Here is a 16213-nt window from a genome sequence, read left to right as displayed (position 1 = left end):
ACATGATGAATAAATATTGGCTTACCGTAACGGCTTGTGCTTTAGCCATTACAGCAAATGCTCAGCATAAAGCTTTAACCGTTAAAGATTACGAAAGAGCGGAAAGTTTTATGAGCTACAACACCGCAAAGTATATCGACCATGCCAGTGTGCAACCAAACTGGCTGGATGGCGATAAATTCTGGTACACCACTAAAACCAATGGTGCCGAACAAACTTTTTTGGTAGATCCGGTAAAGAAAACCAAAACGTTAACTACCGACTATAAAAGCAGTGCGACGCCATCACGCCGGGGCGCTGGCCGCAATGAAGTTTTGTCTCCTGATGGGAAAAAAGCCGTTTTAATTCAAGATTACAACCTGTTTGTTAAGGATGTAGCCACAGGAAAATTAACACAGTTAACCACTGATGGCATTAAAGATTATGGTTATGCTACCGACAATGCGGGATGGAAACATAGCGATGCACCGATTTTGCGCTGGTCGCCTGATTCGAAAAAGATAGCCACTTTTCAGCAGGATCAAAGAAATTCCAAAGACATGTATCTGGTAACCACTAATGTAGGTGCGCCAGTGTTAAAAGCATGGAAATACCCTCTGCCTGGTGATAAACAGATTGCAACGATTAGAAGAGTAGTTATTGATGTAGAAAATGCGAAGATGGTTTCGCTAAACATACCGGCAGATCAACACCGTGCAACCTTAAGCGATGATATTTCGAGCAGCGGTACTTTTGATGATATCGACTGGAAAGCCGATGGTACTGAAGTGGCCTTCCTTTCTACCTCCCGCGATCATAAAAATGAAAAATTTCGCATTGCCAATACCACAACAGGTGCGGTTCGAGAAGTTTTTGAAGAAACGGTAAAAACACAATACGAATCTGGTCAGGGAGCCATCAACTGGCGCTACCTTCCGGCATCAAAAGAAATTATCTGGTATTCGGAAAGAGATAACTGGGGCCACTTGTACTTGTACGATGCGACCAGCGGAAAATTGAAAAACCAGATTACCAAAGGCGATTTCGTAGTGAGCCGTTTAATTAAAGTTGACGAAAAAACACGCACACTTTACTTCATGGCGAATGGCCGCGAAAAAGGGAATCCTTATTTCAGCCATTTATACAAAATCGGTTTCGACGGGAAAAACCTGGCATTGTTAACCCCTGAAGAAGGCAACCACCAGGTGGTATTTTCACCTTCGTTTGCATATTTTGTAGATACTTATTCGCAACCAGATGTACCAGCGGTTACTGTTTTAAGAAGTATCGATGGGAAACTGATCAATACTTTAGAGAAAACAGATGTATCGAGGTTAAGCGCTACCGGCTGGAAAGCCCCTGTTCCGGTTACAGTTAAAGCCAAAGATGGCAAAACCGATATTTACGGACTGGTTTTTACACCAACCAAAATGGATGCAGGGCAGAAATACCCGGTGATCGATTATATTTACCCAGGTCCGCAGGGTGGTAGCGTAGGCAGCTGGTCTTTTGCGGCTTCGCGTGGCGATAATCAGGCTTTGGCCGAACTGGGCTTTATTGTCGTGGTAATAGAAGGAACCAGTAATCCCGACCGATCTAAAAGTTTCCATGACATGAGTTATGGCAATATGGCCGAGAATACCCTGCCTGATCAGATTGCAGCCATCAGACAGCTTTCTGCTAAATACCCTATTGATACGACAAAAGTAGGGATCTGGGGGCACTCAGGTGGTGGTTTTGCCACCGCTGCGGCCATGTTCCGTTATCCGGATTTCTTTAAAGTGGGGATTTCAGAATCAGGTAATCACGACAACAGAAATTATGAGGACGATTGGGGCGAGCGTTACAATGGTTTGGTAGAAAATTCTGATTACGAAGCACAGGCCAACCAGAACTATGCAAAAAATCTGAAAGGAAAACTGATGCTGGTACATGGTATGATGGATGATAATGTACCACCTTACAATACATTACTCGTAGTTGAAGCATTAGAAAAAGCAAACAAATCTTTCGATCTGGTTATTTTTCCAAATAGTGCACACGGTTATGGCGATTACTCGCCTTACATGACGCGACGACGCTGGGATTACTTTGTACAACATCTTTTAGGAGCAGAACCACCTAAAGATTACCAGATGAAAGGCCCCTCAGCAAGATAATTTTTTAAGAGCAACTTTAACCGGTTGCTCTTTTTGTATATTGTGCTAAACAAAGCTTCTTTTGGATCGTTTTAGTTCGTAAACAATTAATCATGGGAAAAACCAGAGGTCAGAATAACGTAATCATCACCGGTGCTACAGGAATGGTTGGCGAAGGCGTATTGATGCAATGTTTAAACAGTCCGGAAATTGATGGCGTTTTAGTCATCAACCGTAAGCCTTGTGGGTATACGAATCCTAAGCTGAAAGAGATTATCCATGCTGATTTTTTCGATTTTTCGCCAATTGAAAATCAGCTTTCAGGTTACAATGCCTGTTTCTTTTGTTTAGGCATTACCTCTGTAGGTGTTGATAGCGATACTTATTACAAAATGACTTATAACCTAACCATGCATGTTGCCGAAACCTTAAGCAAGCTGAACGATGGAATGACTTTTTGTTATGTTTCAGGGGGGGGAACTAATGCGAATGGCCGGTTGAAATGGGCGCAGGTAAAGGGTAAAACGGAGAACGATTTAATGAAATTACCTTTCAAACAGGTATTTAATTTTCGCCCGGGTTTTATTAAACCATTGCCAGGACAAAAATATGCCCATAAATTTTATACTTATATCAATTGGTTATTTCCTGTTGGAAGGGCCATTTATCCGGGTGGATTTTGCACCATGGACGAGCTGGGCAATGCCATGATTAATACTTTAAGCCACAATGGCGAGCGACGGATTTTAGAAGGGAAAGACATTATAGCCTTATCAAAAGAATAAGCCCAGTTACTACAATGAGCGCCCGGGCTTAATCATTTTATCAGCTCCTTATAGACCAGTTTAGGTTTGTTTAGTTGTTTTTAGCAAATTTTAATATAATGCAGCAGTGGCATCTTTATCTTTTTGTGATAATACTGTTGCGCCCGATCCACATTGGCCACCATTCATCAGTGATAAAGCATCTGTTCCAGTAACACCAGGAACGTTTGTGGCCGTAGATTCGCCCTGAGCTGACCAGTTCGTATGTCTGAAAGAAATACAGTGTCCAAACTCATGGCATATTGTTCTTGCACGTTGTGCAAAGGAATTACCTGCAATGCCTGCTTTGTTAATTCTAACCAGCGCACCAGCACTTCCGCCCGAAGGGAATTGTGCCATACCACAGGTAACATATCCCGGAGGCGCTGTTAAGGCTTCGTCTTTGATTAAGATATCATATGGTGCCGTAGTTACGATACTAAACCTTAAGGTTGAGCCCGATACACCATTCCATTGCGCAATTGCACTATTGATCTCGCTGCTCATAGAAGTCATAGACGGATCTACAAAAATTCTAATATTCAGTTTTTTAGTGCTGTTTACAATGCTTCCGGTATAGTATTGCTCTGTTTTTGCGCCAGCACCATTAGCCGGGATTTCCATGTTTTTCGGAAATGAAATATCCTCTTCTACGATAAATTCATTTCCATTATCAACAATGCTTGATGCAGGGAAACCAAGGTCTTTAATGTACTGTAAAACTTTGTCAGCATTTTTTACCGTTTCTTGTGGCGCAGTGGTCGATTCCTGATTTTTTTTACAGGCGGCAATTACCAATGCCACCATGGCAACGATGGCAATCTTTTTTAGATTATTTTTCATGAAGTTTAAGTTAGTTAAGTCCTTTCGGAGCTGATAAACAAATGTAACAGAAGGTGTTACATTAATATCCGCCCATTTTATTATTTTACACGAAAACTTAATTAGTATATGATGTAATGTTGTAAAGCTATATTTGTATTTAAAAATTTACACAAACAGTCTGTTTTTATGGATTTATTTTAATGGGATTGATTGGTAAACCGAAAATAACGTGCGGGCGGCACCGCTTGCAGGTCGAAAAAAAAACAGCGTACCAGTTAATTCTTCTTACCTTACCAAATTATGGCCGGAAGGCCCAAATTTTATAGTATGCAAAATGAGAGTATAGCCTTACAGGCGAAGGTGTTTTTATACCATTTAAACAATGCCAACAACGAAAATGGTTTTCGGGCCAAAGAATCGTGGAAGTTTAGCCAGGTAAGTGAGCAGGGAAAGGCCGAAATAGAACATGATTTCTTTCCGACGGTTTCCTGCCGGGTAGATCCAAAAAAGATACATGATTTTGCAGCGAGCGTATTATCGCAGCTTAAAGAACAACCTAAAGTTAATGTGCCCGATCGGAATGTCAGTATCCAAACCGGATCGGAGTATTTTATCGCCTATTCTCCTGATAGGGTGATCAGGTAGGAGGCAAAGATGGATGATGTAAGATGGGAGATGGATGATGGAAAATGGATGGGGAAATGTTTATTTTAAAAATATTTTCATGCTGATTTTTACACTGCCATAGGGTTGTCAGTGGCCTGTGTTTTCTTTGTGTAACTAAAGCAAAAAAGACATGGTACAGGAACAATTATTCGCAGAAACAATGGAAGAAACTTCTCTTGTGTATTTAATGAAAAATTATGCAAACTATAATTTCTGGGCAAATTTAACCTTGGTAAACTGGTTAAAAAATCATCCGGAACAGTTATTGGAGCAGGAAGTATTATCGAGTTTTAAAAGTGTAAAGTTAACGCTCGCCCATATTTTACAGGCGCAGGAGTATTGGTATTCAATTCTTACTAAAACCGAATTCGAATTTCGCGAATATGGAAGTTTGAATGATATTTTTGATGCGCTGTTGAAACAGTCAGAAAATTTAGCCGTTTATATTACCGCAATTAGTGAAGATAGATTTAATCAGAAAACGGAAATCCAAAGCCCCTGGTTCACTTCCGACTTTCAGAATTTCGAATATGTGCTACATGTTTTCAACCACAGTACTTACCACCGTGGCCAGATCATTACGATTTGCCATAATTTAGGCATAACAGGAGCGCCCATGACGGATTATAACTTCTATAATGTAATGGCAAAATAAAATGCCATTTATTAAAAAAGGCTTGTCAGGAAATCTCATTTAATAAAGATTTTCCGACAAGCCTTTTCTTTTGGTCATATTAAACGACCTTCGATTATTTTTTATTATCGTACTTCCGTTGATTATCCTTGTTAGAAGTTTGATCTGACCGCTGGCCACCGCCATTGGTTATTCCCTGGATTTTTTTATCCGTTTTAACATCGTGGTTCGCCCGATCGGCTATTGAACTGCCCTGAACGGTTGGATTGTTTTTTGGTGTGATCGTGTTTTTCATCATGCTAAGATTTAGTAAATAAATTGCAGCGCGCTATGATAACAACCAATCTATTATCGGATATGTTTTGATTTTTTGAAATTGTTCGTCATTTCGAGCAAAGTGCAACGGAGTCGGGAAATCTATATAAAAAGATCTCTCTCCCGATAATTCGGGACTACGCTTCAGTCGAGATGACGATTTTATCTTAGTACAACAAAAATATAGTAGGTTGTTTATGAAGATCGATTTCCTCTTTGCGCCAATTGTAAACACTTTGGGTTTTAATAAACTCATCTTCTGCCGTGAGGTTACTGGCTACACAAACCTGCGTATTGGGTTTGCAGCTTTTCAGCACTTCTTCAAAAAGCTGGTTGTTGCGGAAAGGTGTTTCGATGAAGATCTGGGTTTGTTTGTAACGGCTCGCCGATAAATCTAAATCTTTAATGCGTTTGGTCCGCTGTTCTTTATCAATTGGTAAATAGCCCCAAAATGCGAAACTCTGTCCGTTAAAACCTGAGGCCATTAAGGCCAGTAAAATCGAGCTTGGCCCTACCAATGGTACCACTTTAATGCCGCGTTTATGTGCTTCGGCAACAATATCAGCCCCGGGATCGGCAATGCCCGGACAACCCGCTTCGCTCATTAAACCTACATCTTTTCCGGCGGCAAGCTCAACAAAAAACTGACCTAAATCGGTTCGGTTATGTTTGCCATAATCGTGCACGATTAAATCTTTTTGAGGTGTTTTTAAACCAGCCTCTTTTAAAAACCGGCGGGCTGTTTTACTATTTTCTACAATGTAGGTATCAATCTGGTTAATGGTATCAACCAAATAAGGGGTAAAAGTTTTGTGTGCTACCTCTTCAGCCAATGGTACGGGAATAAGGTATAAAGTGCCTTTTTGCATGCTACAAAAATACTTACAATAAATAGAATTTAAGTTCTAAAATTTGCGGTACTGGCAATATAATCTCTTTTGTAAGCAAAGGTGTAGCAAATTTTATTTCTAACTGACTTATTTTCTGCACAATTAAACTCGGCTTAAAACGTTAAATATTAGTTAAATATGCCTTGTAGGGCAATATTTGAAGGAAAACGCAGAAACTATGCATGCATATTAAACCTTCTATATTTTTGGTTCTCTAATTGATACACACACATTAGGTTATTAAAATAAAACACACAAATGAAAACACTGAAATCTACGGCACTTGTGCTGGGGCTATTTGCGCTCCTTGCCGGAACCACAACCCTTGTCAGGGCACAAGACTATCAAAACGATTACCAGGACGATGGTTATAGCACTGGCAATGTTTCTTTACAGACTTTTTACGATGAACTTTCGCCTTATGGAACCTGGATACAAGATCCTCAATATGGATATGTTTGGCGCCCGGAGGTAGATCAAAGCGAATTTCGTCCATATTATACCAACGGACGCTGGGCCATGACCGAATATGGTAATACCTGGGTTTCTAATTACGATTGGGGCTGGGCACCTTTCCACTATGGCCGTTGGGTAATTAACAGTTACAGGCAATGGATCTGGTTACCGGATACCAATTGGGGACCAGCCTGGGTAGATTGGAGAAGCGGCGATGGATATTACGGATGGGCACCAATGGCACCAAGCATTAATATTAATCTGAGCTTTGGCCGTCGTTATGCTGTGCCAGATTTCTGCTGGAACTTTATTCCGCAACGCAATATCTATATCAATGTATTCCCAAGATATGATTATGGTCGTAACAATGTATATATCCGAAACACCACCATTATCAATAATACCTATGTTTATAACAGAAGAACCTATTATGGTGGCCCAAGGGTGGAAGATATCAGACGTGCAACCAACAGGGATGTAACCGTTTATAGGTATTCACAAGGTTCAAGACCAGGTGCAAGCAGGATTAATAGCAGGGAAGTATCTATCTACAGACCTAGACCAGAGCGTAATGCGGACAACCGTAGTGCAGCACCAAGAAAATTTGAGCAAGGAAATGCTGGTATTAGCAGGGGTGGAAGAAATGAAGGTTATAGCAATCGCGATCAAAGAGGTGGTAGTAACAATAATAGTGATAACCGTTTTGGATCAAGAGGAGATAACCGTACCGGACAACCTGATAGAAACAACGGTACCATAAGCAGAGATAATAATAATCAGCCTAATAACAGAGGCGAAGTTTATAATAGAGATGCTAATGGACGTGTTAGCCGTGGAAATGCCAATGGTGTAGACGGAAGAAACGGACAAGAAAACGTAAACCGCGGTCAGGATCAGCAGCGTTTAGAACAGATGAGGCAACAACGTACGCAACAAGACCGTATGAGCCAGGATCAGCAACGTACACAGCGCGATGTTCAAACACAGCAACGTGGTCAGATAGACCAACAACAACGCGCGGCCCAAATGGAGCAGCAAAGAGCACAGCGTAATGAGCAATTTCAGCAACAACGTACGCAACGTGATGCCCAAGTACAGCAACAACGTAATGAGCAGTTGCAACAGCAACGTGCACAGCAAGCCCAGGCCCAGCAACAGGAAAGGACTCAGCGAGATGCGCAGATGCAACAGCAAAGAAATGAGCAGTTGCAACAACAACGTCCGCAGCAAGCTCAGGCTCAGCAACAAGAAAGAGCGCAACGCGATGCCCAGGCACAGCAACAACGTGCACAGGCGCAACAACAAGAACGTGCACAGCGTGATGCGCAGGCTCAACAACAAAGAGCACAGCAACAGCAGCAGCAAATGCAACAAAGACAAGAACAAAGAAGAACAGAAGCACCACCGCAACAACAACAACAAAGAGGTGGTGAAAGAAGCGGCTCTGAAGGAGGAAGACCATCAAGAGGTGGTAGAGGATAGATTGATAAGTCCCGATGAAAATCGGGACTTTTTTATTTATTAACCTAAGCCATTCACAGGCATTATGCTAAGGTGTAATATCTGGTTTTTAAGTGCGATCGTCATTCCCGTGCAGGCGGGAATCTTAATGCAATAGGCCATGCTCAAATGAAGTAACTAAGATTGCCCTGCTGCCTCATGCAAATTACTTAAATCAATTCCCCTAAAAGTGCTTTTGGCACCTGGATGCAGGTTTTCGGGATCGAGTAAAAATGTTTCAATCCCCAGTTCCAGTCCGAATTTAATTTCCGATTCGGCATCATCACCTATAATTAAGATATCATCTGTTTTAAGATTGTATTTATCAATCAGCAGTTTGAAAGCTTCCTTTTTGTTGGTGGTCGAAACATCCACAACATGTATTTCCTCAAAATCATCAGCGATACCCAACATCTTCACCTTTGAGGTTTGCTGTTTCGGAAAACCCGCCGTTACAATAAATTTACGTCCTTTAAGGCTTTTAATGTAATGGTAATCATTGCTCGGTTTTAAGGGGCTGGTTACTTCGCGGTTTTTTAAATAATCAACCGCACGATCAACGGCTAGTTGTTTAAAGCCATATTTTTTGGCTACTTTCTGGAAAGGGGTCCTTAACATATCTTTTTTCGATGTTTGATATACCTCATCAGAAACCCCTAAATCTTCCTGGTCTAAAAGCTGGTATAACCCACTCATCAACTGTTCTTCGTTAGGTTTGGTAAAATAGATGGTATTGTCCAAATCGATAAAAAAAATATGCTTCATGTAAATGGAATGATTTATGTTAGAATAAAACCAAAACAACAAGTGCCAATTAATGTTTAATTATTAAATAATAAAGTTATGACAAAGGAAACAAAAATTATAGTAGGCGTATTAGCTGGAGCAGCACTTGGTGCAACAATCGCATTGGCATTATCTTCTGATTCTACCAGCGATTTAAAGGGTAAAGTATCAGACTGGTTAGCGGATATTTTAGATAGTTCGAAAGATAAACTTGCAGGTTTAGCAGATAAAGCAACTGGTGTAGCTGATAAGGTGAAAGATAAAATAGCAGAAATAAATGCATAAAGAATTGGAAGTGCCGGAAATATCCGGCATTTTTATTCTATATATTTTCTAACCACCATTTAGATGAACATTGCTTTTCATGGTGCCGCCCGTACTGTTACGGGGAGTAAGCACCTTATTACCTTAAAAAACGGCACCCAGATTTTATTAGATTGTGGCTTATTCCAGGGGATGGGCCGTATTACCGATAAATTAAACGATTTTTTCGGCTTTGATGCCAAAAAGGTTACCTACCTGGTTTTATCACACGCACATATAGATCATTGTGGCTTATTGCCCAAACTGGTTGCAGAAGGTTTTGAAGGTAAGATTTTCTGTACCTCGGCAACTATGGATCTGGCCCGTATTTTAATGATGGATTCTGCCAAAATACAGATGCAGGATGCCGAATTTTCTAACCGCCATCTGCGCGAAGGCGAAGAAATGGAAGAGCCACTTTACACCGATGAAGACGTGACCAAAACGGTTAGTCAGATGAAGATTGTGGAGTATGAAGAGGATTTCGAGATTGAGGCAGGTATTCGCCTAAAGTTTACTGATGCCGGCCATATTTTAGGTAGTGCTGCGGTTCACCTTACCATTACAGAAGACGGAAAACCGATACGAATGACCTTTTCAGGAGATGTGGGCCGTTATGGCGACCTGCTTTTAAAGAGCCCGCAACAGTTTGATCAGGCCGATTATATCTTAATGGAATCTACCTACGGCGATTCGCTGCATAAAGATCTTGATCCGATCGAAAACATGCTTCTAGAAATCATTAACAATACCTGCAAAGTGAAAAAGGGGAAAGTGATTATCCCGGCTTTTGCCGTTGGCCGTACGCAGGAGCTGCTTTATGCTTTAAACGGGCTCGAGTTAAAAGGTAAATTGCCTGATGTTCCGTACTATGTAGATAGTCCTTTATCATCAAAAGCAACTGAAATTCTTAAAAACCACCCTGAGATATACAATAATGGCGTTAAGGAAACTTTAAAAGTAGATCATGATATATTTGGTTTTAAAGGCCTGCGTTTTATCGAAAGTGTAGAAGAATCGAAAGCTTTAAACGCCGATCCCAGACCATGTGTGATTATTTCGGCATCGGGAATGGCAGAGGCTGGCCGTGTAAAACACCACATCAGGAATAATATTGGTAATCAGAAAAATACCATTTTGATGGTGGGATATTGCGAACCTAAATCGCTTGGCGGTAGGTTAATTGCCGGACAAAAAGTTGTGGAGATTTTCCGCGATGAATATGAAGTTAAAGCCGAAGTACGATCGATAAAATCGATGAGTGCACATGGCGATTATGAAGATTTATTACATTTTTTATCAGGTCAGGATCCGGCTAAAGTTAAACAGCTCTTTTTGGTACATGGCGAATACGAAGTTCAGCAGAATTTCGCCAGCAAATTGAAAGATACAGGCTTTAAACATGTGGCTATCCCCGAATACCATCAGGTATTTGAGATCGAATAATGATTAAGTTGGTCCGGATTTGTAGGGCGCCGTCATTTCGAGCGGAGTGTAACGTAGTCGAGAACACGAAGGCTCAGCGAAGCTAAATCTAAAATATAGATCTCTCCATTCCGCTGTGCTTCAGTCGAGATGACGATTTTTCTTTTTACATCCTCAAAGGTAGTTAAGAAGAGTTTGTTTCATCGGCTCCTTTTCATACCTCTTCCATTTTCCATCTCACCTCATCCATTTTCCATTTTACTTTCATTCTTCAAATTTATAGTCTGGTTTTCACTTGTCTTTTGAGGATTGGAAGTCCCTGGCTCCTAAGACGGGATTACAAATCCCGACTAACTTAAATCCCAACTAACAGCGTAATTATAAATTTCCATTTTCCATCTCACTTCATCCATCTTCCATCTTACATCGTATTCATTTTCCCTATCTTTGCCCACATGGATGTTTTTGGTAAAGCGTTAACAGATATTTACAGAACAGGCGAGGCTGATACCCTTTGGTTGCACAATTCGTATGGGGAGCCAGAAGAAATGCCTTTAGAATTCTTCTTCCGTGATGATGAAGATATGCCGGTTTTAGAACTTCAGGCCTTACACATGTGCAGCGGCAAGGTATTGGATATTGGCGCCGGTGTGGGCAGTCATGCTTTACTTTTACAGGCTTTTAATATTGATGTAACGGCTATTGATATTTCGGAAGCAGCGGTGAATATTATGAAAGACCGCGGTGTAAAAAAAGCATTCGTGCAGGATATTTTTACCTATCAGGAGAAATTCGATACCATTATCATGCTCATGAATGGTATTGGTTTAACCGGAACTTTACCTGGTTTTAAGGATTTTCTGATCAAATTAAAAGACCTCATTAACCCTAACGGACAGGTGATTTTCGATTCTTCTGATATTGCTTATTTATATGAAGATATGCCAAAACCACAAAACCAATATTATGGCGAGGTATCTTATCAGTACGAATATAAAGGGGAAAAAGGCAACTGGTTTAACTGGATATACATCGATGAAAAAACCATTAAGCAGATTGCGAAAGAAACGGGATGGGATGCTGAATTGATTTTTGATGATGGCGAAGATCAGTATTTAGTCAAACTAACCCCAAAGCCCTAAAGGGCTTTACTTGTTTTAAAAATAAAAAAGGTGTTTTTGTGTTTTCGCTCTGAGTTCCCCCTCGAGGGGGCTAGGGGGTAATTTAAAAGTCATAAAGCTTTTCGTACTCCTGTTTTAAATGAGCAGGCTCATAAATTTGTTACATACGAATATGAGCAATACAAAAATAAAACTAAGTGTGTTAGATCAGTCACCGGTTCGCAAGGGTGTTACTGCCCGTCGCGCCATTGAAGAAACCACTATACTTGCACAAGAAACCGAAAGGTTAGGGTACCAGCGTTTCTGGGTTTCAGAACATCACAATACCACCAGTTTAGCAGGTTCAACGCCTGAGATCCTAATTGCGCATTTGGCCAATCATACCAAAACGTTAAGAATAGGTTCGGGTGGAATTATGCTGCCTAACCATAGCGCGTTAAAGGTTGCAGAAAGTTTTCGTTTGCTGGAGGTGATGCACCCTAACCGGATCGATCTGGGGATGGGGCGTGCTCCGGGTACCGACCGCATTACGGCTTCGATGCTTAATCCCTCAAACAATTGGAGCGAGCAGGATTTTGTAGAACAACTGCGAGAGCTGCAGCATTACTTACATGATACTTCAGATGGTGGTATTCAGGCAAAAATAAAGGCTATTCCGATTGCAGAAACCGTTCCGCAACAGTGGCTTTTAAGCAGTAGCGGACAAAGTGCTTTATTTTCGGCACACTTTGGAATGGGCTTTTCTTTTGCCCATTTTATTAACCCACATGGAGGGCCGCAGGCTGTTCAATACTATCGGGAACATTTTAAACCTTCCGTTGATCTGGCAAAACCAGTAGAAAATGTGGCACTTTTTATTTTCTGCTCAGCAGATGAAGAAAAGGTAAAACAGCAGGAGGCCTTAATGGCTCATCGTTTTCTCCAGCTGGAAAAAGGAGGAGGTCTAACTTCGGTAGGCTGGAACGACATTAAAGATATCAGTTATAATGCTGCAGAACAGGAACGCATTAAGGCCAATAAACCAAGAATGATTTATGGTACCCCGCAGGTAATTAAAGAACGACTGACCAAACTGGCTGCCGATTATGACGTTGATGAGCTGATGGCCGTTACCATAACTGAGCATTTTGAAGACCGTATAAAATCGTATGAGTTGCTTGCCGAGATGTTTTTGTAGTGATAAAATCGTCATTGCGAACTGAAGAAAGGGATTTGCGAAGGAGTGAAGCAATCTATTTGATGAATTGACAAAAAGATTGCTACGGCTCGCACTTATCCGGCCATTATGAAAAGTTTGAAACGAGTAATTTTTGCGGAGCGCTGTGGGGGCACAGCCCCCTGTATCAGACGGGCGCTTTAAAAACTAAAAAATGTTTGCCGGCCACCAACTTTTTGTCCAAAGTTTTGGATATTATAAGTAAGCGTAAGCATGCCATATCTACCCAGGTTATTACTCTGTGTGTCGATAATGCTATTGCCTGTAATCTGGATATTCCTTCGCACATTGCTCTGTAAAATATCATTCACCGAGAATTTTAATTGCGCCCTGTCGTTTTTCATGAACAGGTAAGTAAGGGCAGCATTCCAGAATTTGATGTTATTGTTATATCCGGCAATGTTTTGATCGTTGATGGTTAGAGAATAGCTGGTTTCGAAAACCAGTTTTTTGGGATAACGGATAATCAGTTCGGAAGTGCTTTGATGGGTATTGTAACTGATATTGGTGTAAAAACTGTCGTCGTATCTACTCCTGTTCAGGTTAACCGAATACGATTGGTTAATTTCTACCTTATCGTTCAGGTTTAACCTCACACTTCCATTTGGCCCTACGTAAAATACATTCGCATCACTTTGGATATTGTTCACAATAACCGGTGTATGATCAAAATTGGCCCAGAAACCTAAACCTACTTTTAAACTGGTTTTATCTTTTTTGAAATCTTTCGAAATATTTGCTCCACCACTAAAATTATAAATACCGCTTTTGTTAACCGGATTGATTGTTTGAACGCCATTATTTATGGTAATAGTGTTAACCACACCATTTTTTGTGAAACTACCATAGCCATATAAATTATAGTTAATGAGACTTTTAGGATCGTATTTGTACATATTCATGCTTAAATTCTGCGTACGGGCGGGCAAAAGGTTCGGATTGCCGTTTCTGATGTAAAATGCATTGGTATTATCTGCCACGGGCTGAAGATAACTTACATTCGGCTCTGCAAAGCGGGCTGAATAGTTAAAACGGAATATTTTGTACTTCAACTGGAATGTCGGCCACATAAAATTATAACGCTGATCGATATCTGCGCTATTGGTAAAGCGGTTGTTTAACGAAATATAGTTATGTACCAATCCTGGCTGAAGGAAGAGGTCTTTAGTTACCTTGTATCCGAGGCTAATATTGGTGTTGGTTTTGAAACCGGCTTGTTTAACGGTTTGCGATAAATTGGGGATTGCAATATCGTACAGCTGGTTAGCCGGATTGCGATAAAAAGTGCTGAGTGCATTTTCGTTATTAATGATGTTTCCACTTACATCGGCTTTGAAATACAGTTTTTTACTAATGGGTTCGGTATAGTTGCCATATAAGTAAGACCTGAAATTATCAATGGTATTGTTCCTCAACTGATCTATTTCTGAGGTGGATGGTGTGAGGTAAAAAACACTGGTGCTTCTGTTGTAATTAAGAATTGGATTTGGTGTTGCCGAAATATCGGTGCCCAGGTTTAAAGATCTTCCTGCCTTTTTAAAATCCTTACTAAAATCTGCTCTCAGCTGATATTTGTTACTCGAAGTATTCAGGTCATTTAAATTTTGGAGCGTGTTAATGAGTTGGTTGTTCGCATTGTTATTACGCGAAGAGACCTTGCTTACCGAATTGTTAGCACTTAGTACAATTGCCGGCTCGATAGTGAGCTGTGTTAAAGAATCGATTTGCCAGTCTAACTTTCCGCCTATATTATGTTTCAATATCAGTGCTTTGGTATTTTCGCTGGCATTGGTAATCAACCTGTCGGTACCTAATGTCTGGTTGGTATTGGTGAGTTTTTCTAAAAGATTGTCCGATCGGCCAAAGAAATATTGTGTGTTAATTTTGATCCCCTTTTTGGTTAGGGTGTTAAAGTTAAAACCACCACCCGAAGAAGTTTGGACACCATTATAACTGCCACCGAAATTAATGCCATTAAACTCGAAATAACCGGTAGAATTCATCATCATGGAATTGATGCCACTGCGGTTAAAACCACCTATCCGCTGTACATCGTTGGGGTTAAAACCTGGCTGGTTAATGTTGTTGCCGTATGCCAGTATACTCACCTGTGTGGTATCCCTAAAAAAGTTCATTAATCCACCGGCCTGATACAGCTCTTTTAACCCTCCACCAGCATATAATTTACCGAAAGCACCCTTTTTAATGGCTTTTTTTAGTTTTAAATTGATAATCTGCGGAATTTCTGCTGCGGTTAAATCCGGATCGCGTCTTTTAGCCTGCTTATCATCAACCACCTGCACCTTATCGATGATGTTTGCGGGTAGGTTTTTCGTTGCAATCTGCTGGTCGCCACCAAAAAACTCCTTTCCGTCTACTAAAATTTTACTCACTGCTTTGCCATTAACCTGTATAGACCCATCGGCAGCGATTGCAACCCCGGGTAGCTTTTTTAGCAGATCTTCTACCACCGCCGATGGCAGTGTTTTAAAAGACTCGGCATTAAACTCAATGGTATCTTTACGAACAATTACAGGTGGTCTTTCTCCCGAAATTACCACTTCATTTAAGTCATTCGCCTTAACAGAAAGATAAAGAGTGCCCAGATTTAAGGCGGGGTTGGCTGCAGTTAGTTCTACCTCTTTCCGGTAAGTTCCATATTGCCATGCGGTTACCACTAAACGGTATTTTACGCCTATGGTTAGTCCATTGATTTTAAAAATACCTTTATCATCCGATAATTTATAAGTGTTTAATACACTATCGCCAACTTTATATACTGAAACTGTGGCGTAATTTAAGGTGTTTTTGCGATTGGCACTATCGGCTAAAATTCCGGTAATGCTTCCGTTTTTTTGTGCAAATAAATTAAAAATAGTTAGGATAAGGCCGATTGAAAGCAGGAGTTTCTTCATGTACAGGTTTAAATAAGCAAACTAAAATTAGGCGCTATGTTTTTACGGTATAGATAAATGTGATGAACGATATAAAAAATGTGACAGACTAAATGTCTGGCTTAATTTCATTAATAGACGTACGGGCTAACTAAACGTTGCATTTCAACCGAAAACAACTAATCTTTTAGGTAAAAATAGCTGGCTTACCATATTTTTGCAAATACAAAACGAAAAAATTACACGGACTAAAATAAAAAAG

14 protein-coding genes are annotated in these 16213 nt (G+C 40.5%); 9 read left to right on the top strand and 5 right to left on the bottom strand.

Annotation, left to right across the window (positions count from 1 at the left end; translation table 11 throughout):
• Positions 1 to 2: 2 nt before the first annotated feature.
• Entirely contained in the window at positions 3 to 2138 is a 2136-nt protein-coding gene (locus tag AC04QZ_RS22135) for a S9 family peptidase (protein ID WP_478359508.1), read from the top strand.
• Between the two features lie 92 nt (positions 2139 to 2230).
• Positions 2231 to 2902, top strand: a complete 672-nt coding sequence (locus AC04QZ_RS22130; protein WP_478359507.1) for an NAD-dependent epimerase/dehydratase family protein — start codon at positions 2231 to 2233, stop codon at positions 2900 to 2902.
• A 90-nt stretch (positions 2903 to 2992) separates the two neighbouring features.
• On the opposite strand, the gene AC04QZ_RS22125 is transcribed toward AC04QZ_RS22130, so the two are convergent.
• On the bottom strand, positions 2993 to 3763 hold the full coding sequence (locus AC04QZ_RS22125) for a M57 family metalloprotease (RefSeq protein ID WP_478359506.1): 771 nt from the start codon (positions 3761 to 3763) through the stop codon (positions 2993 to 2995).
• Between the two features lie 309 nt (positions 3764 to 4072).
• Here AC04QZ_RS22125 and AC04QZ_RS22120 point away from each other — a divergent pair, with 309 nt between their 5' ends.
• Together AC04QZ_RS22120 and AC04QZ_RS22115 are read left to right on the top strand one after the other, a co-directional pair.
• On the top strand, positions 4073 to 4390 hold the full coding sequence (locus AC04QZ_RS22120; RefSeq protein WP_478359505.1) for a hypothetical protein: 318 nt from the start codon (positions 4073 to 4075) through the stop codon (positions 4388 to 4390).
• 151 nt (positions 4391 to 4541) lie between these two features.
• The gene (locus AC04QZ_RS22115) at positions 4542 to 5066 is read left to right on the top strand and encodes a DinB family protein (protein WP_478359504.1); all 525 of its coding nucleotides are present in this window, start codon (positions 4542 to 4544) and stop codon (positions 5064 to 5066) included.
• 94 nt (positions 5067 to 5160) lie between these two features.
• Here AC04QZ_RS22115 and AC04QZ_RS22110 read toward each other — a convergent pair whose 3' ends face one another.
• Positions 5161 to 5343: a hypothetical protein gene (locus AC04QZ_RS22110; RefSeq protein ID WP_478359503.1), complete on the bottom strand. Its 183-nt coding sequence runs from the start codon at positions 5341 to 5343 to the stop codon at positions 5161 to 5163.
• 184 nt (positions 5344 to 5527) lie between these two features.
• Entirely contained in the window at positions 5528 to 6229 is a 702-nt protein-coding gene (locus AC04QZ_RS22105) for an SAM-dependent methyltransferase (protein WP_029274984.1), read from the bottom strand.
• Positions 6230 to 6508: 279 nt separating this feature from the next.
• Here AC04QZ_RS22105 and AC04QZ_RS22100 point away from each other — a divergent pair, with 279 nt between their 5' ends.
• Positions 6509 to 8188: a DUF6600 domain-containing protein gene (locus AC04QZ_RS22100; protein ID WP_478359502.1), complete on the top strand. Its 1680-nt coding sequence runs from the start codon at positions 6509 to 6511 to the stop codon at positions 8186 to 8188.
• 156 nt (positions 8189 to 8344) lie between these two features.
• Here the strand turns inward: AC04QZ_RS22100 and AC04QZ_RS22095 are convergent, their stop codons facing one another.
• Complete coding sequence (locus tag AC04QZ_RS22095; RefSeq protein ID WP_478359501.1) at positions 8345 to 8971, bottom strand: HAD family hydrolase; 627 nt, start codon at positions 8969 to 8971, stop codon at positions 8345 to 8347.
• 78 nt (positions 8972 to 9049) lie between these two features.
• Here AC04QZ_RS22095 and AC04QZ_RS22090 point away from each other — a divergent pair, with 78 nt between their 5' ends.
• The 4 genes from AC04QZ_RS22090 to AC04QZ_RS22075 all read left to right on the top strand — a co-directional run bounded on the left by AC04QZ_RS22090 (position 9050) and on the right by AC04QZ_RS22075 (position 13018).
• Positions 9050 to 9277, top strand: a complete 228-nt coding sequence (locus tag AC04QZ_RS22090) for a YtxH domain-containing protein (RefSeq protein WP_086548034.1) — start codon at positions 9050 to 9052, stop codon at positions 9275 to 9277.
• 63 nt (positions 9278 to 9340) lie between these two features.
• The gene (locus AC04QZ_RS22085) at positions 9341 to 10741 is read left to right on the top strand and encodes an MBL fold metallo-hydrolase RNA specificity domain-containing protein (protein WP_478359500.1); all 1401 of its coding nucleotides are present in this window, start codon (positions 9341 to 9343) and stop codon (positions 10739 to 10741) included.
• 434 nt (positions 10742 to 11175) lie between these two features.
• Positions 11176 to 11862 (top strand): class I SAM-dependent methyltransferase, encoded by a 687-nt coding sequence (locus AC04QZ_RS22080; RefSeq protein WP_478359499.1) that lies wholly within the window; start codon positions 11176 to 11178, stop codon positions 11860 to 11862.
• 151 nt (positions 11863 to 12013) lie between these two features.
• Positions 12014 to 13018: an LLM class flavin-dependent oxidoreductase gene (locus tag AC04QZ_RS22075; RefSeq protein ID WP_478359498.1), complete on the top strand. Its 1005-nt coding sequence runs from the start codon at positions 12014 to 12016 to the stop codon at positions 13016 to 13018.
• A 179-nt stretch (positions 13019 to 13197) separates the two neighbouring features.
• Here the strand turns inward: AC04QZ_RS22075 and AC04QZ_RS22070 are convergent, their stop codons facing one another.
• On the bottom strand, positions 13198 to 15972 hold the full coding sequence (locus tag AC04QZ_RS22070; protein ID WP_478359497.1) for an outer membrane beta-barrel protein: 2775 nt from the start codon (positions 15970 to 15972) through the stop codon (positions 13198 to 13200).
• Positions 15973 to 16213: the final 241 nt, after the last annotated feature.

The organism is Pedobacter folensis, from assembly GCF_056490665.1.
The sequence above is the reverse complement of the archived record's forward strand: the minus strand, read 5'-3'. Positions and strand labels throughout refer to the sequence as shown.